The sequence below is a fragment of the Lactobacillus sp. Sy-1 genome, assembly GCF_019303535.1.
In the GTDB taxonomy this organism is placed as follows: Bacteria; Bacillota; Bacilli; order Lactobacillales; family Lactobacillaceae; genus Nicoliella.
This window is the reverse complement of sequence record NZ_JACCIU010000001.1, coordinates 1211468-1236698: the sequence shown is the minus strand read 5'-3', so window position 1 is coordinate 1236698 and position 25231 is coordinate 1211468. Positions and strand designations below refer to the sequence as shown.

Annotated in this window: 1 protein-coding gene; it reads left to right on the top strand. The window is 46.6% G+C overall.

The window, feature by feature from the left end; genetic code table 11:
* The first annotated feature begins 84 nt into the window (after window positions 1–84).
* Complete coding sequence (locus HZL42_RS05055) at window positions 85–25227, top strand: DUF5776 domain-containing protein (protein WP_219054581.1); 25143 nt, start codon at window positions 85–87, stop codon at window positions 25225–25227.
* Window positions 25228–25231 lie beyond the last annotated feature (4 nt).

The following is a 25231-nucleotide window of genomic DNA, read 5'->3' as shown; positions in this document are numbered from 1 at the left end:
TATATAGACGTAGGTTGTTTTAAAAGTCTGGATAAAAATGGCTTTTAAAACAACCATTTACATATTGTTAAGGAGGAAAACAGAATGTTTTATAACAAGTATCGGTTTAATAAAGTTAAAGACAAGAAGGTACTTAGAAAGGTAAAGAAACAATGGGTTGTGGTTTCTTTATCAATGCTTGCTGTTATCGGTGGTGGTTCTGCACTGGGCCAAAAGACCGTTCATGCGGATACCGACAGTGACGCTAATTATACTTCTGATGGCTCAAATGCTGATCAAAACGAATATAATAACAATAGTTCGACTAGCACTTCCAGTAGCGAAGTTCCAACCGTTAATGGTAATAACGCTAGCTCAAATATTCCCACTGTAAATGCATCGAGTAGCAGTAGCGATTCCACCACTGCTAGTGCCAGTGCTGATAGCTCTGCAAGTGACTCCACTGCCAAGAGTGCTAGTAGTACCACTGAAAGTGGCAATAACACTAGTTCTTCTAAGACAAGTACGACCACTGAAAAGAGCAGTAGTGCTAGTGACACTACCAGTAGCGCCTCCGATGGGACTGCTGCAAGTTCCACTGACCAGTCCAGTGGTGACAGCAGTAGTAGCGATAGCAGTACCACTAGTAGTGCTAGTGGGGAATCGACTAACGTTAGTTTAGCAACCGTTAGTGATAATAATTCCACTGATGCTTCCGTAGCTAGTGAGTCGCATGACGCTGGCCTCGATGCGGACGCTTCTTTAGTTGCGAGTCTTGCAGCGACGGTGGATGTTAATTCATCAAACAGTAGCGAAAGCTATGTAGCGGCTTCAAATGCAAGTGCCAATGACTCTGCTGACGTCCGATCCAGCGATAGCTCCAGTAGCGTTGAGCAATCAGGCGTTAACTTTGCGAGTGCGGTCAACGCCGCTGCTAATAACTCGGGGGTTGTTAGTGAATCTAGTAATTCCAGTGACTCGTCAACTGGTAGCTCCGTAGCAAATGGGTCTAATGCGATTGACGTTAGTAATCTATCAGATTCAGATGCAGCCAACGTTGAATTATTGTATCGGGACGCAGATGACGGGGTTGGAAGTACCGTTACCAATTTAAGTGATGCGATTGCAAGTGTTAACTCTGCGATTGCATCTGCAAAGTCAGTTGCGAATGATTTCACCACTGGAAGTAATGAAATCGTTGCAATTTCGAGTGCGGCAAACGTAGCTAATATTCTCTCTACTCGGTATGCTGACTCGACAACTAACTCCAGTAGTCAAGCTGCGAGCCAAGGAGCGGTCTCTGCCTACTCTGCTTATAATAGTTTAGCGTCTTACGTTACAACGATGACTTTGCAAAGTGTTTTCGCTCAAAATGCTTTGGTAACGCTTAATTCGTTATCAGCTGCATTATCATCGGCTTCGAGTGCTTCGGCTGCAGGGAGTACCTTAAATCAAATTGAAATGACTAGTTTGTATGGAGCTGTGACATCTCAATATAGCAATGCAAATAGCTACTACGCTACTAATAGCAATGCCCTATCCAGCATCAATGCTGGTTCATTAACCGTTAGTGGCTATGTTAGCCAGGTTTCAAGTGCAACCAGCACCACAGCCTCGCAAGCTTCTGCCAATGCCAATAATGCCGGGAATGCAAGTGGGTTCATTAACGTCACGACAGCAACCCAGTTTGATGCAGCAATGCTCAATAGTAAAATTACGCATATTAACGTGGATGGGAACTTTGGCTTGTGGAGTAAGTACTACGCCAATAATGACTCAGTTACTAATAGCCATAACGGAACGTTCACGGTGAACGGTTTACGAATGGACGGAACGACTTCCACGATTGATTTTGCCGGAGCTTCTTATAATGTTACTACTGCCTCCACTGTGATTATGCAAAATTTAACGGCATATGGGACTGATTATTATGGACCAATTACTGCTCGTTACACTTCAGGGCAGAGTTTGTACTATGACAATGTTACCTATACGGGAAGTCAATTAGCCTATGCCACTACTACCAATCTATATTTGGGTAACCCGAATAATATTGCTGATACGACGGCAACCAAAAACGGTGGCTCAATTAACGTTAATGATAATCCAATTAAGAGTACCGTTATTATTAACGGAGGACAAAACTACGATGCGTTTGCGGTCGCAAGTCAATATGGGATGACACCACCTTCTTCAAAGGGGCTTGGAGTCTTAACCAATGGAATTGCCCAAGCAGAAGGATACCCAATGGGTGGCAATTCTGTTAATGGTGGTTCCAACCAACAAAACTTCCAAGTTGCTTCCGTTGAATTCTTACCTGGGGTGACTTTTAGTGGTTCTACCTATAATGGGAATGTTTTGGAAATTACCGCTGGTGGGAGTGCCACCATTGATCATGGAGCGAACGTTACCTTAATTCCTAGAGGCTGGGGTGCAGAAGATCCCGTTGCCAATGCTGCGAATGCTGGGATCTACTTAATGGGTTCTGGGAACGTGAACGTAAACGCTGGTGCTGTTTTGAACGTTAATCCAACTGTTAATCCATATACTAATTATGGTAATGGTAAAAATATTTTACCAGTTGCAATTTATTCAGCTAATGGTGGAAACATTAACGTTGTTAATGGGGCTCAGTTAAATGTTAATGCTGATGGGAGTAATGCAGCAAGTGGCAGTGCTACCAATGCTGGTGGTCAAAACTCATCTGGATTAATTTATTTAAATGGATCTTCTAGCATTAACGTTTCTAACCAAGGGCAACTGAATATTACCGGGACGAACCTAGGAGGCGTTTCTACTGCTGGAATTTTAATTTCTGGGAGTAGTACCATGAATTTATCTAGTAAATCTATTTTTACTGAAAAGGTCGACGGATCTGGAGCAATTACATTAATTAATGCCCAAGGAAGCGTTCTCATTAATGATCCACAATCAATTAAGTTAGATGCTAGAAGCAATTCCAATAGTGGAACTGTGATGATGACCAGTGGGGTTACCATTCAAGGACAGGCGGTTTCATTTACTGACTCTAATGGTGCTAAATTTGGTCCATATAGTGGAATCCAGCTTACTGAATCTAATAGTACTAGTGGCGTTAAAATTGTTTATATAGATCCAACTACAGGACAAACATCTACTAGTCCAACTGGGTATGTTTTAAATGGGACTTCGTTTAATCAAGACTTAAATAGTACGGCTTCTACTTTAAATAGCTACATCCAAATGAATCACGTTAATGATGTCCAGTTGGGTGGAATTAATTATGATACTAGTACTGGAACAATTTCTGGATGGGCTACGCCGGGTTCTTATATCAAGATTCCGTACTTTCAGGATCAGTCTGCTTATAATAATGGCGCTGCTCTTTACCTTGGGTCTAATTTTGAAAAATCCGATGATCCTTCCGATGATTCTGCTAATTATGTCACTAAGGCAGATGCAAATGGGAACTGGAGCTACACAATCCCAAGTACTCAGTTAAATAAGGCAAATACGGCTTACAATAATTACTTCTTACAAGTAACTGCGCACTTGAACACTGTTAAGACTACTAAGGAAGCTACTGTCAATGTAATGGCATATAGTGACGGTAAGTCAAATAAAACTGCTAATAGCAATGAAACCACTGGCCAAGGGCTCTATAATGACTACACCGCTGGGGCAAACTACATTAGTGGTTACAACCAAGGTCAAAATGATATTAACTTTAATAGTGCAATCTATAACAATGGGATTGACTATCAGTTAGGGTATCAAAATGGGTATGCTTCGAAGCCAGATACGCTTGCTAAGCAATATTACACGATTGCTAGTAGTGCGGTTTCAGCTAACCAGAGTCTCTTTGTTCCGGCAGGAAGTAACGAAGCATCACTAGCAACTAGCGCATCTTCATACGCTAGTTCTGCTTACTCAGTTGCATCAGCCGGGTTAAGTTATGCTAATAGTGCTTCTGGTACCTATTCAGACTATCAATTTATTGCTAGATATTCATCGCTACAATCGATTCAAGCTAGTAAAATTGCATCTGCGCAAGCTGTAATCGCTTCTAACTATTCTAGTACGGTATCCTTATTGTCGCTTGCTGCTAGTGCCTATGCCGATGGTAATCTTCAGTTTTATGGAGCCACTAGTGCGCAAAGTATTGCTTCCGGGTATTTAAGTAACGCGCAAGCCAATATTACAAAGGCCAAATCACTCGCATCTAACTCTGCAACTGTAATTAATGCTGGTGCTTACGTTACACTGGCTTCCTCATATGCGAATGATTTGTTGAGCGTTGCTGGATCAACTACTAATGACTCCTCCATAACATCATCTGCGTTGTCTGCGGCTAGTTTTGGTTATAGTCAATTATCACTAGCAGTTAGTGCTGCCAGTGTCGCTGCATATGTTGCTAGTTCTAATTCGGTGGTAATTAACCAACTGGTTAGTGAAGCTAGTAGTGGAATTGCTGCTGGTAATGCAGCTGCTGGTAAAGCAGCTAATGCATCTACCTTCGCATCAGCTGCCTCGGTAGCTGCTGCAAGTGATAAAGCAGCAGCCAGTGGTCAGGCAGCTAGTGCCGGGACTTCAACTAGTAATGCTAATAATGCATACAATAGTGCCTCGACAACTGCATCCTCCGCACTTAGCACGGCTGCTAGTGCCGCCAGCGTTGCTAGTCAAAATGCGAATGCATCTAACACTACTACCATTAATAGCATTATTAGTGGAATTAACTCGGCAGCAGCAGCTGTCAGCTCAGCCACCGCTACTGCTGCTTCTGCTTCGACTGCTGCATCTTCACAGGCGATTGCTGCATCTTCTGCCGCTAGCTCAGTTAGTAGCGCTGCCATTGCGGTATCTACGAACGCATCAATTGCAACATCAGCAGCTTCTGTCGCCGAATCGATTTATAAGTCTGATCCTACTAACGCAAGTGCCGCTTCAGCCTTAAGTAGTGCAAATACTTATGCATCTAGTGCTGCCGCTGCCAGTTCAGCAATTAGTCTTGCCAAGGACAGTGCTGATGCTGCCTCTGCTTCGGCAGATAGTGCTGCAAAGCAAGCCGCTTCTGCTGCCGCTGCTGCTTCCGACGCTGCCGCTGCTTTGGATAGTTTAGCTGGTAATTTAAGTGCTTTCGCTTATGATCCAACTGCCGATAAATCTAACGCTAGTGTTTTAATGAGTTTGGCTTCTATTGCAGGAAGTAGTTATGCTAGTTTTGCTAGTCTAGTGCCGAATGTCTCTTCTGCTGCTTCAGCTAAAGATTCCACTGCCCAAGTTGCACTTAGCAGTGCTAGTGCGGTTAAAAGTTCGGCTAATAATTTAGTAGGTTCATTATCAAGTGCATCTAGTTTTGCTAGTTCTAATAATAATGCGGTGATTACATCCTATGTTAACCAAGGAGTATCAGCCGAAAGTAGCTTAGCATCATATGCTGCTGAAGCTGATTCCCTTAGTGTGGCAATTTCAGAGCAAAATTCAGTTGCCATCCTAGCTAACAGTAGTATGGCATCGTTAAATTCTGTTAATCCTAGCCCGTTGAGTAATGCAAGTTCTGCATATAGCAATGGTAGTTCCGCATATAGTGCAGCTAATGGTGGTAACAGTGTCGCTGCCAGTGCTTTCCTAACTACTGGATCTGGCCAATTATATCCAGCTCAAGCTGGTGCCACCGATGCTAGTAAGGCGTATGCTACGTTATCAAATGCTGCCAGTTCACTTGCAGATCTCACTAGTTCGTTAAATGACTTAAAGAATAGTATGGCTGCTCAAGAGTTGATTATCTCTAATGCTGCTGCCAGTGCTGCTTCTGTTGCTACAGATGTTGTTAACATGTCTAAAGCCGTTACCTCTGCTCAAAGTTATGCTAGCAATGCGACTTCTTCGCAAGCTAATAGTGCATTTAGCTATAGCAGTCAAGCTAATAGTGCTTCGGCTTCAGCTAGTGCTGCTGCTGGTGTGGCTTCTAATGACGTTCAATCGATTAGTGCCCAAAGCAGTGCAGTTAGTTCCATGGCCAGCTTGTATCCAGTAAGCTCAGCGAATAATAGTAATATATCTAGTGTTGCTTCGGTCGTTGCTAGTGCTGCGACGACAATCGCGAGTGCTTCAGCTACTGCGACATCTGCAAGTACCGATGCTAGTGGTGCTTCTGCTGATGCTAATAATGCTAGTGCTTCGGCAAGCAATGCTTATTCAATTGCGGCTAGTTACGCTAGTGCAGCCGCCAGTGCTGCTAGTGCAGCCGTTGCAAATGCTGCTTCAGCAAGCAGTGCCTATTCTAATGGTGATAGTAATGGGGCTTCCCAATTTAGTGCCCAAGTTGTTGCTAACTCTAATAATGCACAAGCTGCATATAATTCAGCTTCATCTGCCAACAGTGTTGCGCAAAGTTATGCTGCTTCAGCAACCAGTGCTTCAACTAGGGCATCAATCGCTTCGTCGATTGCTAACTCAGCTGCTAGTGCTGCCAATGTTGCTTATATTGCAGCATCAAATGCTGTTAATGGTGCCAATTCTGGGACTTCAAGTTCTGCTAGTGCTGGTAGCTCCGCAATCATTAATGGTTCAGCTCAGGCAGCTGCCATTACTAGCGGTGCTAATGCTCAATATAGTGCCGCAATTGCGGCTTCAACTGCAGCTAGCTCCGCTTCTGTAGTTGTAAGTGGTTATTCTGCAGCTGGTATCAGTAGTGCTAACATAGTAAGCAGTTACGCTAATGATTCCGTAAATTCTGGAAACCCAGTCATTAGTTCTGCGGTGAGTGCCATTAACTCGATGAATACCCAGTTATCCGCACTTAGTTCAAATGCAACAATTCAATCAAGGGCAGCAAGTACAGCGGCCTCAAATGCCGTGAGAGCATCTAGTGGCCTGAGAGTTTATAATGATCAAATTGCTTCTTCTGCCACTGCCGCTTCTTCATACTATAGTTTAGCTCAGTCTGCCGCCGCTGCGGGTGATAATGCAGCGGTGAATAGCTATAACGCTGACATTGTAAGTGTTGCTGCTGATGCAGTTAACTATGTACCGGTTACAACTGGTTTTGCTGCTGCGATTTCAAAGGCTAATTCTGAAGCACAGTCAGCAGCGGCACAAGCAATTTCAGATGCTAATACAGCTGCTAGTCTAAATGCATCGATCACAGCTGCAACGAATAGTGCCGCTTCCGCTAGTGCTGCTGACAGTGATGCCAGTGCCGCCGGGAGCTACTCCAGTGCAGCTGGCAGCTACTCTAGTAATGCAAGTAGTTCTAGTTCGATGGCTAGCTCCGCATCGAGTGTAGCATCGAGTGCCGCTTCAACTGCAACAAATTCTGCTAATAGTGCTGCTAATAGTGCTTCTGATGCTAGTGTGATTGCTTCATCAATGGCGAGTGCTGCCGCTGCTCAATCTGGCAATTCAGCACTGAGCTCGTATGCCTCTCAGGCAGCTTCGCAGGCGAATGCTGCTAGTACCGCTGCTTCGCAGGCATCTACAGCTGCTAGTCGTGCTAATAAGGATAGTTCTACGGCTTCTTCACAAAGTGCGATTGCTTCAAGTGCTTCCGCTGGGGCAAGCTCTGCGTCAGCCGTTGCTTCAGCTGCTGCGTCAGCTGCCGCATCTGCTGCAAATAATGGTGACAGCGCCACGGCTAGTTCCGCACGGAGCGCTGCTAGTTCTGCTGCTGTCGTTGCAAGTAATCAAGCAAGCATTGCTAGTGCTGCAGCTGCAGCCGCATCAAATGCTGCTACTGATGCTAGCAACGCTGCTAATGATGCATCTAGTGCATCATCTGCTGCTAGTTCCGCCGATAGTGCTGCCCAAAGTATTGCTAGCGCTGCATCCGGAAATAGTTCTGCTGCAAGTAATGGCTCTTCATCTGCAAATGCAATTAACAGTTCTGCATCAATCGCAAATGCTTCAATTGCTAATGATGGACACATCATCAGTGGCTACACTAGTGATGCTAATAGTTTTGCTTCTGCAGCTAGATCTGCTGCGATTGCCACTAGTGGGTTAAACAGTTCGGTTGGGAGCGTTGCAAATCAAATTGCGATCTTGAATACTGCTAACTCTGGAAACACAGTTATTTCTACTGCTAATTCAGTTGCCGTTTCTGCCGCCAGTGTTGCATCTTCTGCCTATAATGATGCAACGATACAATCATCAATTGCTAATTCCGCTGCTGCCGATGCCAGTGCGGCTTCTAATCAAGCAAATCGGGACGTTACCGCTGCTTCTTCTAACTATGTGAAGGTTTCCAATGCGGTTGCTTCCGCTAATAGTGCGTATGCCGTTGGGAACGTTAGTCTAGGGGACTCGTATGCAATGAACGCTTCGAATGCTTCTGCTGCAATTTCCGATCAAGCCACTGACATTAGTTATCAATCATCAGTCGCATCATCAGCCAGAATCGCTGCTTCGAATGCGGCTAGTCAAGCAATTATTGATCAAGGGAATGCGAAACAAGCATTGTCAGCAATTTCTAACGCCTATCAGTCTGCTGCTGCTGCTAATTCGACTGCATCTTCAGCATCGACGAATTCTTCTACTAACTCTAGTACTACCAATAGTGCTAGTTCCGTAGCTAACAGTGTAAATGGCGCTGATAGCACGAATGCTAGCCTTGCTAGTTCATATGCTAGCATTGCAGTTTCATACGCTAGCCAAGCTAGTAGTAACTTTGCCAGTGTTTCTGCTGCAAATAGTACGATTGCAAGTATTTTCTCTTCCAATAGTACTAATTCTGTACTATCTGGTTATGCATCAGCTGCTAATTCCGCTCAAATTGCCATCAGCGGATATAATAGTGATGCAAGTCTTCAATCTAGTATTGCCCTTAGTGCTGCTAGTGCGGCATCTTCACTCCATGGCTCAGATGCAAGCTTATTAGCATCCGTTAACAGTTATTCGGTAGCGGTTAGTTCATATGATGCTAGTGCCAATGCCGCATACTTGGCCGGCAATGTCTCTGCCGGGGATACGGCAGCCAGTTCTGCTAAAAGTGCTGTAAATAGCGCTAGTTCAATTGCTCAAACGATGCTTAATAATTCAACTGCAATTCAAAAATTAACTAATTCAGCCAGTGATGCTGCATCAAGAGCAGCTTCGGATGCAAGTGGCATTGCGACTCAAATTGGTTCATTTAATAGTGCTTCCTCCGCGTTCTCTAGCGCTAGTGCTGCGATGAGCGGGGGTGCTAGTTCAGCTAACTCGGCTTCGACTGCAATTTCAAGCATGGCTTCTTTAATTAATAGTACAATTGATAGTACCGCTTCTGCATATGTAAATAAGGTTAGAAATTATCAGTCGATTGTAAGTAGCGTTGCTAGTTCAATTTCAAGCGCTTACCCAACCGAAAGTAGTCAAACTTCATACGTTAATTCCTACTATGCTAAGGATCCTAATAACTCAACGTTTAGTTCTGCTAATTCAATTGCTAATAGTGGTTTTTCTGACGTAACTGGTGCAAAGAAAGATATGGTTACCCAGGGAGTTGTTGTCGATAGTTTAGCAGCTAACGTTGAATCCCTCCAAGATCAATTATTGCAATTAAGTAGTGCTATTAGTGGTTATGCATCTGGAATTGCTCAATATTCAACTGCGGCTAGTCAAGCCTATTCAGCTGGCGATATCTCAGCAGCTAATGGATACATTGCTTCTGTTAATTCTCTAGTTACTGCTGCTAGTACAACGACAAATAGTTTGCAAATTGCTACGTATACAATGCCTAGATTAACTAGCTTTGCATACGTACCGGTAGAATCTGCTTATGCTAATTCCACCATTGCTTCAACTGGTTCATCTGCAATTAGTGCCGCATATGGAATGGTATCTGAAACGGCATCGTCTGCTACGAATGGTGGGAATAGCTCTGCAAACTCAGCTCAAAACTCTGCAAACTCAGCCAGCAGTGCTGCTAGCACGGCTGCCAGTGGTGCGAATGCTGATGCATCCAAAGCTTCTCAATACAATCAAGCTGCTTCATCTGCTGATTCAGTCGTTACTAGTTACTCTAATAACGCGACTCAACAGGGGACCATCATGAGTTCGATTGTTAGCCAGTTTAGTGGTTCCAGTAACGCTGCGTTAAGTGCCGCCAGTTCTGCATACAATGTCGCCAGTTCTGCATTAGGAAGTGTTAAGACTAGTGCTGATTCTTATGCTGCTACCGCTAGTTCGCAATACATTGTTGCTAGCAACGCTGCCAGTTTAACTAATAGCGCTAGCGTTGCTGCTAGTGTGAATGCTAGTTTAGCCAATCAAGCTGCTTCACAGGCAATTGCAGCTAACAGTGCTCAAAACTACACGCAGGCAGCTTCCTTGAATGCAAATGCATCTAGCTATGCATCTACGGCTGCCGCTGCTGCTGCCGCTGCGCAAACAAATAGCCAAGCTACTGCTACCGCAACCCAAGCCGCTTCCACTGCTGCTTCACAAGCAGAAGCTGCGCAAAGCACTGCATCTGGATATAATAATTCAATCAGTGCCGCAATCTCTAACGCCCAAGCTGCTAACTCGGCTGCCAGTGATGCTAGTGCTGCATCTAGTTATGCTAGTGCCGCATCTAGTTACAATAGTAATGCGCAAAGTGATAGTGCTGCGGTTCAAAAGGATGCTAGTGCGGCAAGTAACAACGCTACTTCAGCATCTAATAATGCTGCGAGTGCCAGTGCTGCTGCTAGCACGGCTGCTGATAGTGCTACTGCTGCCCAATCGACCGCCAATGCTAACAAGAGCAACTCTGCAATTCAATCGTTAGCATCCAGTGCGTCTGCTGCTGCCTCAACTGCTGCATCTGCCGCTTCCGTTGCTAGCTCTGCCAATAGTAAGGCTGCTTCTGATTCATCCAATGCGATTGTCCAAAGCAATAGTGCTACTTCAGCTGCCACTGCTGCCTCAACGGCTAATAGCATTGCATCTAGTGCTGCTAGTGCTGCCTCCACGGCTGCGCAATCCGGAAACAGTTCTGCTGCAAGTACTGCTCGCTCAATCGCTAGTTCTGCCGCTAATGATGCATCTAACGCTGCCAGTGCTGCTGCCGCTGCTAAGTCGGCTGCGGATTCATACGCTAATGATGCCAGTTCTGCTAATAGTACGGCATCAAGTGCTAATAGTACTGCCAGTTCCGCATCTAGCATTGCGTCCAGTGCTAATAGTACCGCTAGTTCCAACGCTTCTGCCGGAAGTGGCGCATCTAGTGCCACTTCTGGAACTTCTAGTGAAGCAAGTAATATGAATTCTGCCACTAGCCTTAGCACCAGTACCGCGAAATCATACGCTAACTCAGCATCGTTCTACGCTTCTCAAGCTAGTTCCGCTGCTGTTGCCACGAGTAACTTCAATACGCAAGTAACAAGCAATGCGACCGCTGCCAATAGCTTGGCTTCTGCTAACGGTCAGAACCAAATTATCCAAGCTCAAGTTAAGTTAGTTAATTCCGCTTCAGTTGCTGCATCAAATGCGCTTGTTGACGCTAATAATCAATCTGCTGCTGCCAATAGTGCCTACGTAAATGCATCCAGTGCTGCTGCCAGTGCGATTGCTGCCTCGACTGCTGCGAGTGTGGCCGTAAGTAACGTTAATAGCTTAGTCAGTGTTGCTAATAGCTACTACACTGCTGGTGATGTTACTAACGGGTCTATCTTTGCTTCGCAGGCATCTGCCACTGCTTCTGGCATGGCTGCATTATCGACAGCTGCTTCAAATGCCGTTACTGCTGCATCTAGTGCAACTTCAATTGCCTCCATAGCTGCTTCGTTAGCAATCTCTGATCAAGCCGTTGCTTCATCGGCTGCGAGTGTTGTCGCTAGTGCCACTAGCGCTGCTAGTTCAGCTGCTAGTCAAGCATCTGGTGCGAACTCGAATGGTAGTAACAATAGTAGTACCGCCACTTCTGCTAATTCAGTTGCCGGAAGTGTTGCTTCTGCAGACGGAACCAACGCTAGTTTGGCGAACTCATATGCATCCAATGCATCATCATCCGCTAGTTTAGCTTCTTCCAATGCAGATAGTGTTACTACGGTTAATAACAGTATTGCTTCCTTAGTGAGTGCCAATGCATCCAATGCTTCGCTTGCTAGTTACGCTGTTTCAGCTAGTTCCGCCAGTGTTGCAATTGCATCCCTCAATACCGATGCACAATCGCAAAAGAGTGCCGCATCCAGTGCCGCCAGTGTTGCCAACTCAATTCACAGTGCTTCTGACGGTTCCTTGAGTGCTGTAATTTCCTCGGCTTCCGTTGCCGTTTCCAATAACGTAGCTTCGGCTAACTCTGCTTACCTCGCTGGTAGTACCAACGATGGAGATCGATTTGCTGCTACTGCAAGTACGGCTGCCTCAACCGCCAGTGCTGCCGCTCAATCAATGCTCAACAACTCCAGTGCTATTCTTAGTTACACTAATCTTGCAAGTACTGCGGCTTCAAAGGCGGCCCAAGATGTGCAACAAATGGGCGTTCAGATCAATGCCTTCAATAGTGCTGCTAGTGCAGCTAGTACCGCAAACTCAGCTGCTAAGAGTGGGGGGAGTGCCGGCTCGAGTGCAAGTAGTCAGGCTTCCTCTGCTGCATCTGCTACTAGTATTGCTGGATCAACTGCTTCTGCAAACGATGGCGTAATTAATTCTGCTTACAGTGTCACTAGCTCCGTCGTTGGTACCATGTCCACGAATGTTTCGACTGCCAACTCAATTGCAACCTCAATCAGCACTTATCTTAACAATGATCCAAGTGATTCTACCTTTAAGAGTGCTGCCTCAGTAGCATCCAGTGCCGTCACTGCTATCAATGGCTTTAATGCCGATGCATCGTTGCAAAATAGTATTGCTGCTAGTGCATCATCTGCCGGGAGCTCACAAGTGGCCTTGATTGCTTCTGCTAGTTCAACTGTTAGTGGGGCCGTAAGTAATGCTAATAGTTACTATGTTCAAGCAACCAGTGCATTTAACGGTGGCGATACGATTAACGGGTCGATATATACTAGTCTAGCTGTTAGTGCCGCTAATGCTGCATCTGCTACTGCTAGCCTTGCAACCAGTGCTGCTACTAATACTGGGAGTCTCGCTTCAACGGCATCTATTGCTGCTGATAATGCTAGAAAGGACTTAGCAAGTGCGTCTGACGTTATGCTTTCAATGACTTCAGCTGCATCTGGCGCCTCTTCCGCTGCTTCCAATGCTGGTTCAGGCACAACTTCCGCTACTTCTAGTGCAAGTAGTGAAGCTGCATCTGCAAGCAGTGCTGCAAGTAGTGCTGCATCTGGTGCTAATGCTGATGCCAAGACCGCATCGAGTGCTAATGCAGTGGCTTCATCTGCTGATTCAGTTGTTACTAGTTACTCTAATAATGCAAATGGCATGAGCTCTGCCATGAGTGCAATTGTGAATAACGCTACTAACGCAAGCAATGCTGCAATTAGTGCTGCCAGTTCAGCCTTTAGTAGTGCTAGTTCTGGACTAACCAGTGCGAAGTCAGCTGCTGATAGTTACTCTGCAACTGCTAGTTCTGCTTACAGTGTAGTTAGTTCTGCCGCTTCCGTTGCTAATAGTGCCAATACAATGGCAAGCATTAATGCAAGTATTGCCAGTGCCAATGCTAGTGCTGCTGCCGCTGCTACTAAGGCTGGAAATTATTCGCAAGCTAATTCATTGAACTCCAATGCTTCTGCAGCAGCTTCTGCAGCTTCCCAAAATGCTGCTGATGCGATTACGGCTAGTTCTACTGCTGCTTCAGTAACTCCTGCTGCGGTCAGTGCCGGGAACTCAGCTAGTGCCGAAGCTTCTGTAGCTGCTGGATTGAATAGTGCTGCATCTGCTGCATATCAAAGTGCCGAAAATGCTAGTTCTGCCGTAAGTTATGCCAGTCAAGCATCTAGTTATGCGAGCCAAGCATCTAGTTACAATGACAATGCGCAAAGCGATAGTGCCGCAGTTCAAAAGGATGCTAGTGCTGCAAGTAATAATGCTTCTGCAGCATCTAATAATGCGGGTAGTGCGGCTAATAATGCTGCTAGTGCTTCTGCTCAAGCTTCATCTGCCAACTCCGTTGCGAGTGCCAACCCAAGCAACTCTGCAGTTCAATCGTTAGCATCGAGTGCTACCGCTGCTGCATCGACGGCTTCCTCTGCCGCTGTAGTTGCTAGTTCTGCCAATAAGCAGGCTGCTTCTGACTCATCGAATGCAATCGTCCAAAGCTCGATCGCTAGTGCTGCAGCTGCTGCTGGATCAGCTGCTAATTCAACTGCTACTTCTGCTAAGGCAGCTGCGTCTGCTGCTGCCCAAAGCGGTGATAGTAGTACTGCATCGACGCAAGCCTCTATTGCTAGTTCTGCTGCTAACGATGCATCTAAAGCAGCTTCTAATGCTGCTGCTGCTAAGTCATCTGCTGATTCATACGCAAGCGATGCCAGTGCTCAAAATAGCATTGCATCGAGTGCAAGTAATGATGCAAGTTCTGCCAATAGTGTTGCATCTAGTGCTAATAGTGCCGCTAATTCCAATGCTGCTGCCGGAAGTGGCGCATCCAGTGCTACTTCAGGAACATCTAGTGAAGCAAGTAGTTACAACTCAGCGATTGGAATTAGTACTAGCACCGCTAAGTCATATGCGGGCGATGCATCTACTTATGCTTCTCAAGCTAGTTCTGCTGCCGTTGCCACGAGTAACTTCAATACGCAAGTTACTAGCAATGCAACTGTTGCAAATAGCATTGCTTCTGCTAACCCTAAGAACACGATTGTTTCACAACAAGTTTCAATAGTTAACTCAGTAGCGTCTGTTGCATCTAGTGCACTTGCTGACGCGAATAAACAATCTTCTGCAGCTAATAGTGCTTATGCCAATGCATCCAGTTCTGCTGCTAGTGCGATTGCCGCTTCTACAGCTGCCAGTGTCGCTACTAGTAACGTTAATAGCTTAGTAAGTGTTGCTAACAGCTATTACAAGGCTGGAGATGTGACTAATGGTTCTATCTTTGCTGCTCAAGCATCTGCAACTGCTTCTGGAATGGCTACATTATCGACAGCTGCTTCAAATGCTGTTATCGCTGCATCCAATGCAACTATCATCGCATCAGAGGCTGCTAGTGCCGCTATTTCTGATCAAGTTGTTGCTTCATCCGCTGCCAGCGTGGCCTCTAGTGCTACTAATGCCGCTAGTTCAGCTGCTAGTCAAGCAGCTGGTGCCAACTCGAATGGTAGTAGCGAAAATAGTACTGCCAGCTCTGCTAATTCAGTTGCTGGAAGTGTCTACAATGGTGAAGCTGGTAACGTTAGTTTGGCAAACTCATATGCTACGAATGCATCATCATCCGCTAGCCTAGCTTCATCGAATGCTGATAGTGTTAGCGTTGTTAATAGTAGTATTGCTAATTTAGCTAACAGTAATCCAGCTAATCAGGTAATCTTGGCTGCTTCTAAGGCTGCTGATTCTGCTAATTCCATGATTGCATCACTTAATACCGATGCACAATCACAAAAGAGTACGGCATCCAGTGCTGCTAGTGTTGCTAATGCTATTCATGGATCTAATTCTGCACTTAGCGTTGCCATTGCTAGTGCTTCTACTGCCGTTTCTGACAACGTTGCTTCCGCTAATTCAGCTTACCTTGCTGGCAGTACCAGTGCTGGGGATAACTTTGCATCCGCTGCAAGTACCGCTGCCTCAACTGCTAGTGCCAATGCTCAAACAATGCTTAATAATTCAAGCGCGATTGCATCGTTAACTTCAGTTGCAAGTACTGCTGCATCTAACGCTGCTAATGATGTGCAACAAATGGGCGTTCAGATTAGCAACTTCAATAGTGCCGCTAGTGCCGCTAATAGTGCTGCTAATGCTGCAACAAGTGGTAATGCTGCCGGAAGTGGGGCTTCATCTGAAGCTAGTTCCGCATCTGCTTCGACTTCAACTGCCTCAGCAACTGCCAGTGCCAATAGTGCTGCTACTAGTTCCGCTTATAGTATCGCCAGTTCCGCCGCTAGCGTAGTTAGTGGGAATGTTCAATCAGCAAATGTCATTGCTAATTCAATCAATTCCTACTTCAACAGTAACTCTAGTGATGCGATCTTTAGTAGCGCTGCTTCATATGCCTCCAGCGCTGTAACTGCAATTAGTAGCTACAATTCGGACGCTGCTACCCAAAGAAGCATTGCTGGGAGTGCATCAACTGCCGTTACTTCACAAATTGCTGTGATTACGAATGCCAGTTCAGCAATCTCAAGCGCTATTTCAGCAATTAGTAGTGCTAACACGCAAGCTAGTGTTGCTTACATGACTGGGAAGAATGCAGATGGCTCTAACTACACCTCAATCGCCGTATCCGCTGCCGCAGTTGCTAGTCAACAAGCTGCCAGCGCCGCTAGCGCTGCCGCTGTAACGACTAGCTTAACAACAGTTGCCCAAAGTGCAGCTAGTCAAGCCGTTAATGATGAAAGTGCTGCCTCAGGCGTAATGCTTTCACTAGTTGCTGCTAAGGCTGGTGCTGATTCAGAAGCTACTGCGATCGCTTCTGCAGGGACTTCTGGAGATAATTCTAAGGCTGGGAGTGCTGCCAACAGTGCTGCTTCTGATGCATCATCTGCTAAGGCATCTGCTAGTGCTACTGGTTCAGATGCATCTTCTGCAAGTAAGGCTGCCTCAGCTGCCAACTCAACCGCTTCTGCTAACCCAAGCAATGCCGTAATGAGTTCTGCTGCTTCAGCTGCTACGTCTGCTGCCTCAGCTGCCAGCTCAGCCGCTAGCGATGCAAGTAATCAAGCATCCACTGCCGCTAGCGCTGCAAATGCTGCTTCTAGTGATGCAAGTAATGCCAGTGCTGCTAATAGTGCTGCTTCAGCTGCTAACAGTGCCGCAAGTAGTGCCGCTTCCGCCGCAAATTCGGCTGCCTCAAAGGGTGATAGTAGTGCCGCATCGACGCAAGCATCCATTGCCAGTTCTGCTGCCAGTGCTGCTAAGAGTGCCAGTGATGCTGCATCCAGTGCTGCTAGTGCCGCTAGTTCCCACGCTGCAATTGCTAGTTCTGCTTCCAGCCAGGCAGCCAACGACAGTGCTGCTGCTTCTGCTGCTAACTCAACAGCCACTAGTGCATCTAACGCCATTAGTTCTGCTGCTAATGAAGGAAGTAGTGGTGCAAATTCGGCTAATGCTGCAAGTAGCATGGCCTCATCTGCTAGTTCTGCCGCAGCTAGTTACGCTAGTGGAGCTGATACGAACGCCTCCGCTGCTAAGGTGGCCAGTGCAACTGCCTCATCAGCTGATAGTGTGGTTACTAGTTACTCCAACAATGCTGGTCAACAATCATCAGCAATGAGTAATTACGTTTCCAACAATCCAAGTAATGCTGCCATTTCTGCTGCTAACTCTGCATATCAAAGTGCTAGTTCCGCCCTTGCCAGTGATAAGGCCGCTACGAGCGGGTACTCCAGTACCGCTAGTTCAGCTTATATTGCTGCTAGTACGGCTGCCTCAACTGCTGATAGTGAAGCTAACAATGCAAAGAATAACGCTAGTTTAGCAAGTACTAATGCTAGTCAAGCTATTTCCGCCAACACGGCCGGCAATTACTCGCAAGCTAGCGCTTATAATTCCGCTGCTGCTAGCTTTGCATCCGCTGCATCTACGAATGCTGATAATGCTAAGACTGCGAGTCAAAATGCTTCAACTGCCACTTCAGCTGGTCAGAATGCTGCTAATTCAGCCGCTGCAATTGCTAGTGCTGCCGCAGCTCAAAACAGTGCCGTTAACTCCGCCATTGTTGCTGCTTCGACTGCCAGTGCTGCTGCTAGTGACGCGAGCGCTGCTAAGAGCTATGCGAGTCAAGCATCTGAATACAACAGTAGCGCCCAAAGTGATAGTCAGGCGGTTAACAGTGCATCTGCAAGTGCAAATTCTGCTGCAAATTCCGCTGCAACGGCTTCTACAGCTGCTTCCTCCAACGCATCCCTTGCTAGTTCCGCAAGTATTGCCGCATCCATTATCGCTTCACTACACCCAAGTAATGCTGCGATTAAGTCCGATGCATCAGTGGCTAGCGCTGCCAACAGTACTGCGCAGAGTGCTAACTCGGTAGCTAGTTCGGCCGCATCTAAGGCTGCCAGTGATAGTTCTTACATTGCCGGGCAATCATCAACTGCTAGTTCCGCTGCTAGCCAAGCTTCAAGTGCTAACGACGATGCTAGTTCAGCTGCCTCAGCTGCCGCTAGTTACGCGAGTGCCGGTAACGATAGTTCTGCGTCTGCTGCTAAGGTAATTGCTAGTTCCGCTGCAACGGTGGCTTCAAGCGCTGCTGCTGCCGCTTCCACTGCTAGATCGAATGCTGAATCGGCCGCTAGTGATGCCTCAGCTGCCAATAGTACTGCCCAGAGTGCCAGTTCAGTAGCTAGTTCGGCTGCTAGCCAGGCTACAAGTGCTAATAATGACGCTAGCAACAATGCCAGTGCTGCTAGCGCTGCTACTGGTAATAACAGCGGGACTAACGCAACTGCTTCTATTTACGCTAGTGCTACCGAAAGTTACGCTGCCTCCGCTGATGCAAATGCTAAATCTGCTGCATCATATGCATCTACTGCTAGCCTAGCGTCATCAGTTGCTGGGAGTGATAGTGCAGCTATCGCTAGTGCTTCAGGAGCAATTAACAGTATTGCTGCTAACAATAGTGGCAATAGTTATATTGCTTCTCAAGTTGCAACTGCAACTTCTGCTTCGAGCGTTGCAAATGCTGCATCAATTGATGCGGCTAGTCAATCTAGTATTGCTAGTTCCGCTGCTGCTGTAGCATCGGCTGCCGCTAGTCAAGCTAACTTAGATTCTTACAACGCTAGTTTAACTTCAAACAATGTTAAGAGCCTGATTGATTCCGCTAATAGTGCATATACCAACGGTGACATTAGTGCCGGAAGCAACTTTGCTAGCCAGGCTTCCCAAGCAGCTGCTGGGATGAGTGCCCAGGCAAATGATGCAGCAACGCAATCATCGATTGCGGCTTCTGCTACTACAATTGCATCCACTGCTGCTTCTAAGGCCCAAGTTGATTCATCGAATGCGAATGCTGCTTCTTCCGCTGCTGCTAATGCGCTATCAAATGCCACCCAGGCCAGTGCTGCTGCTAACGATGCTCAATCAGCATCTAGTTATGCGAGTCAAGCATCTAGTTATTCCGGGAATGCTTCTGCTGACAGTAGTGCCGTATCATCAGATTCTGCAGTTGCTTCTGCTGCAAGTTCAAATGCATCCAGTGCATCCAGTGCTGCTGCTAGCCATGCAAATGATGCCAGCAACGCTGCTAGTTCTGCGGCTTCGACTGCCAATGCTAACCCAAGTAACGCTACGGTTAAGTCATTAGCTTCATCAGCGAGTGCCGCTGCGAGTGCCGCTGCGAGTGAGGCTTCAGCTGCCAATTCCGCATCCAGTGCTGCCAATTCCGCATCATCAGTTGCTAGTGCGCAAAATTCAGCTGCAAACTCCGCATCAACAGCTGCTTCCAAAGCTTCATCAATTGCTTCCAGTGCTGCCTCCGCTGCTTCCAGTGCTGCTAATGCTGGAAATAGTAGTGCTGCTTCAGCTGCTAAGTCAATTGCCAGTTCTGCTGCGAGTGACGCATCCAATGCTGCGATTGCTGCTGCTTCAGCTAAGTCCGCTGCTGATTCTGCTGCGAGTGCTGCGAACTCCGCTAATAGTGCAGCTCAAAGTGCAAATAGTGCTGCAAACTCCGATGCCAGTGCTGCGCAAAGTGATAACAACGCTGCCAGCTCTGCCGCTACCGCTGGAAACAATGGATCAGCCAGTGCGAGTGCTGCTAGTTCTGAAGCTTCAAGTGCCAGTGCTGCCATCAATTCGTACGCGAGTGCTGCTTCTGCCGATGCTTCAGCTGCTGGTAGTTACGCTAGTGTTGCTTCTTCAGCTGCCAGCGTGGTAACAAGTGATTCCAATACCGCTAACCAACAAAGTGCTGTGATGAGCGGGTACGTCTCAGGGAACCCAAGCAATGCTGCCATTAGTTCGGCTTCTGCTGCGATGAGTGTTGCTAGTTCTGCGCTAGGTAGTGTTAAGTCCGATGCTGATAGCCAAAAGGCGAAGGCATCCAGTGCCGCTAGTGTTGCTAGTGCTGCTGCTAGCGTAGCTAACAGCATTAGTGCTGTTGCTAGTTCCAATGCCAACATGGCAAGCGTTTACGCTAGCCAAGCTATTTCTGCTAATAATGCTGGTGATTACTCTGGCGCATCTGCATTGAATTCCAGCGCTGCCACTGCTGCTAACTCTGCAAGTGCATTGGTTGCTAGTGCTTCATCTGCATCTGCTACTGCCGCAAGTGCGAAGAATGATGCAGCCAATGCTGCGTCTGCTGCTCAAACTGATGAATCTTCTGCTAATAGCTACGTTGCAACAATCAGTAGTGCCGTTAGTGCCGCTTCGACTGCCAGTGCTGCTGCTAGCTATGCAAGTAATGCTTCCAACTCATCTAAGGAAGCCAGTGCTGCTACTAGTGGGGCTGTAATTAGTAACAGTTCCGCTAGTTCATACGCCAGTGCTGCTAATAGTAATAATAGCGTTGCAAGTAAAGCGGCTTCGGATGCTCAAGCTAGCTCATCTGCTGCCAATGATGCTGCTAATTCAGCAGCAACTCAAAAGGCATTGCACCCAAGTAACGCTACGATTAGCTCAGCTGCCTCTACTGCTGCCAGTGCTGCTAGTGTTGCTAAATCTGCCGCTTCCGACGCTAATAGTAATAGTATTATTGCCTCGAATGCTGCCTCAGCTGCTGGTAGTTATAGTGGTCAAGCATCCACTGCAACCTCTACTGCTAAATCAGCAAGTAGTGATGCAGCTAGTTATTCAGCGGCTGCCTCGAATGCTGCCCAAAGTGGTGACAGTACTGCCGCTTCTTCCTATGCTTCACTAGCTTCCAACGCTGCCAATTCTGCTGATAGTGCTAGCAATGCCGCTGCTTCAGCTGCCGCTGCTGCTAGTTCACAGGCCTCAACTGCCAGCGCTGCTGCTAGTCAAGCTATGACAGATAGCACCAATGCAAGTATTGCCAATTCAACGGCTGCCAGTGCTAATACAGACGCTGCTAATGCTGCTAATGCTGCTAGTGCAGGTGCTTCCGGAGCAGCGAATGCTTCAAGCACGGCTTCCGCTGTTTCTAGTGCGGTAAGTAGTTATGCCAGTGGGGCTAATAGCGATGCTTCTGCTGCATCTAGTTACGCTAGTCAAGCTGATTCAGCTGCTTCCGCAACTAATAGCATCAGTAGTAGCGCAAATAGCGATGCTGCTAACGCTGCCTCCGCTGCTAGCGCTAATTCAGGGAACCCTGTAATTAGTTCTGCTGCATCGATTGCTTCTAGTGCCGCTACGATTGCATCGAATGCTAAATCAGATGCTGATAAGCAATCCAGTATTGCTGATAGTGCCGCTAGTGCTGCGAGTGCTGCTGCATCCAAGGCTAATGAGGACTCTAAGGCTGCCAGTTCTGCTGCAAGTACGGTCAATAGCCTTAGCTCCGCTGCTAGTTCTGCCTTTGCTGGTGGGGATACTTCTGCCGGAAGTATCTACATTAGTCAAGCTTCAGCCGCTGCAAGTGGCATGAGCAGTCTACAAAGTGATGCAAGTAACCAGGCCTCAATTGCTAGTTCTGCTAAGAATGTTGCCAGCTCCGCTGCTGCTGCAGCAATTAGTGATCAAAGCGTTGCTTCATCCGCTGCTTCAGTTGCCAGTTCTGCTAATTCAACTGCTACTTCTGCTGCCGCAAGTAATGCTAATAACAACGGTAATTCTGCTTCAAATGCATTTAGTAGTACCACTAGTTACGCTAGTGCCGTTGCTAATGACCTCGCTAATACCAGTGCGAATGCCTCGATTGCTGCTTCTGCATCCGTTGCCGTTGCAAGTGATTCAGCACAAGCATTGAATTCGGCTAGCTTGGTTCAATCAATTGTTGCTGCTAATCCTAGCAATGCAGCCATTAGTGGTGCTGCTCAGGTAATTAGCGCAGCGGAACCAAAACTAACCAGCCTTAATGCGGATGCTTCAGTTCAAAAGAACTTGGCATATTCAGCAACTGCTCAAGTTAGTTCTGCTGCCGTTGTCATCAATAGTGCTAACGCGGCTGCGAAGGAAAATAACCGGGTTGCAAACATTTATGCTTCATTAGCTGCGAGTGCAATTAGTGCTCATGACTATGGAAACGCAGGCAACTACAACACATCTGCCTCTGAAAATGCAGCAAACGCATCCACGATGGCATCAATTGCTGCATCCGCATTTGCGGTTGCTGAAGCTAACTCAAAGGTAGCTACCTCTGCGGCTAGTTCAGCAATAGCTGATGAATCTGCTGCAAATTCAGTATTAGCTGACGTTAACTCCGCAACTAGTTCTGCGGTTCAAGCTAGCTTAGCTGCTAGTGATGCTGTTCGGGCATCAAATGCTGCTAACAGCGGACAAAACGACGTTAACAATATCATTGCTGATTCTAAGGTCACTAGCTCGGTTAGTGCCCAAGTTCAAAGCAATAGTGCGGTTGCTTCACAACAAGCAAGTAGTGCTACTAGTGCTGCGCAAGCCGCAACGTTTACTGCAAATGTTGCTAATTCAGCAGCGGCTTCATATCCTAAGGACCAAGTCGTTAGCTCCGCTGCTGTTGTGATTGCTTCTGCTGCTTCACTTGCTAACAGGTTAGCTTCCCAGGCTAATTCAGCTGCTGTGATTGCTAGTTCTGCATCCGTTCAAGCGCAAAGTGCTAGTCAAACTGCAAATTCAGCATTGAGTGCCGCTAATAGTGCTAACGCTTCTGCCCAAAGTGCTCAATCAGTTGCAAGCTCGGCTGCTCAAGGTGGAAATAGTGTTATCGCTAGTTCTGCTCGTTCAGCTGCTGAATCAGCTTCTGCTACGATTGCAATTTACAGAAGTCAGGCTGATGCTGCTGCTAGCGTTGCTAATTCATTATCAACGGCTGGATCTTCTGCCGCATCGTATGCAATCTCCGCTAATAGCTTAGCTCAGTCAGCTAATTCAATTGTTAGTGCAAAGAGCTCAGAAATTACTAAGGAAATTGCTGCTGCTAATACGGGAATCAACAATGCCGATCAACTCACTAGTGCCGCTTCTGCCAACGCTAGTGCCGGAAGTGTTACCGCGGGATCCGTTAGCGTTGCTAATGATCAAACAAATAGTTACGCAAGTGTTGCCAGTTCCGTTTCAGTGGTTGTTTCATCAGTTGCTAACTCAATTAGTTCAGATGCCTCCGTTGCTAACAGTTTGAATAGCCAGTTTGCAACGAACCCAGTGCTTAGTTCCCAAACTAAGTTGATTAGTTCGGCAAACATCACGATGGCATCGCTTAATAGTGACGCTAAGACTCAATCAAGCATTGCGAACGCAGCTAAGTCAGTTGCTAACTCGGCTAGTGTAATTGCTAGCTCAGCAAGCGTTGACTTACAAAAGTCGGCTGAATTTGCTAGCTCCACTGCATCACAAGCTAAGTCCTACTACACGGTTGGAAACGTTAGTGCCGGGGACATTTACAATAGCCTTGCTAGTTCAGCAGTGAGTGCTGAATCAGTTAAGAATTCATTGATTAGCTTGGCTAACTCTGTAATTAGTGTGAAGAATAGCGTTGCTAGTGTTGCTGCCTCGGCTGCGCTTTCTGATAGCGCCTCTGCAAATCAATTAAGTGTTCAGGCTTCATCAGCATTTGTTTCTGCAAAGGAAGCTTACGCTGCTGCTTCAAACGCTAGTGTTGCTGCTAGTGACTCCACTGCCACTAGTTCAGCAAACGTTTCAACCAGTAGTGCTGCTAGCGTAACTAGTTACGCTACTAGCGTGAACTCACTAATTAACTCCCAAGCAGTGAGTGTAACGCCACTAATTAACTCAAACACTAGTGCAGTTATTGGTGGTGCGAACCAAATTGCTGCAATTGCAAGTGCTTATCCAAATGATACTAGCCTAGCTTCACTTGCTTCATTAGCAAGCAGTGCAGCTTCACTATCGATCATCACGACCAACTTTGCTAACTCTGCATCAGCTACGATTAGCTCTGCTAACAGTGTTACGCTTTCTGCTAATAGTGTTGCGCAAAGCGCTAGTTCTGCTGCTAGCAGCGATAATGCAGCTGCATCAAACGCTGCATCTGCCGCTAGTTCCGCTGCTTTGCTTGGGGATAACAGCGTTGCTAGTTCATCCCGTTCAGTTGCCGACCTTGCTTCCAGTAATGCAGTCGTTCAAAACAGCATTGCTAAGAGTGCTGAGTCAGCTGCAATAATCGCTAATTCGATTGCCGTTTCACTTGCTGGAACGATCAGTATGAATAATCAATTGGTAGCTAGCTCCAGTATCTTAGTATCATCTGCTGCTAGCGCGGCGCTTAGTGAGAGTGCTCTTAACAGCTCTGCTAGTTCCGCTAGCTCAGCTAGTTCAAGTGCCAGCGCTAGCGCCAGTGCTAGTGCCAGCGCATCAAACTCAGCTGCTTCATCAAGCGCGGCGAATAGTTTAGATGCAAACTACTACAGTCTGGGACTATCTGATGCCATTGCTAAGGTTGCTAAGAATGCGTCATACAATAGTCAAGCCACTTACCAAGGAGCTTATGATGGTTACGTTGCTGGTTCTAACAATGCATCATCAGTTGTTGCTTCTGGTGAGACATCGACTTACGCTAGTGACTTTGCCCGGGCTTATGCTGTTGGTCACTCAGTATATACTAGTGAATATGCGGTTGGTAAAGCTAAGGCGAAGACCGATACAATTGCCACTGCATCGCTTCGAAACCAGGCAAAGGGGTATGTTGATGGTTATGTAGCTGAATTCAACTCCAAGTTAGCTAAACATGCATCCTATGTTTACAACAAGAAGAAGATTTACTTCTACAAGAACGCAACGTTCGCTGTTAACGAACGGATTGCTAAGGCCAACAAGATGGCCGGTTCTAACATCGATAAGTTCAAGATTAGTAAGATTGCAGTTTCCTCAAGTGGACTCGTTCGTTACTATATCAAGAACGTCATCTCTGGATACAAGGGGGCTTACATTACTGCCAACCACGGTTACGTAGTAAGTGCTTACTATCAAGAGTCAGACTTAAAGAATACTGGTAGTACCACCGTTAAGGTTCTTAACCCTAAGGGTGCCATTGTCCATGGTGAAAAAGGATTTACGACCAGAAAGAAGTTCTATAAGACTGGTTCTAAGATTAAGGTTAAGAGAGTAGTTAACTACAAAGGAATTACCCGTTTCTACGTTGGTAAGGGTAAATACATTACCAGTAACAAGAAACTCGTTAAATTCTTATAATATT

Bases quoted from the DNA above. Each gene is read 5' to 3' on its own strand.
- HZL42_RS05055 (WP_219054581.1), top strand. From the start codon at position 85: ATGTTTTATAACAAGTATCGGTTTAATAAAGTTAAAGACAAGAAGGTA.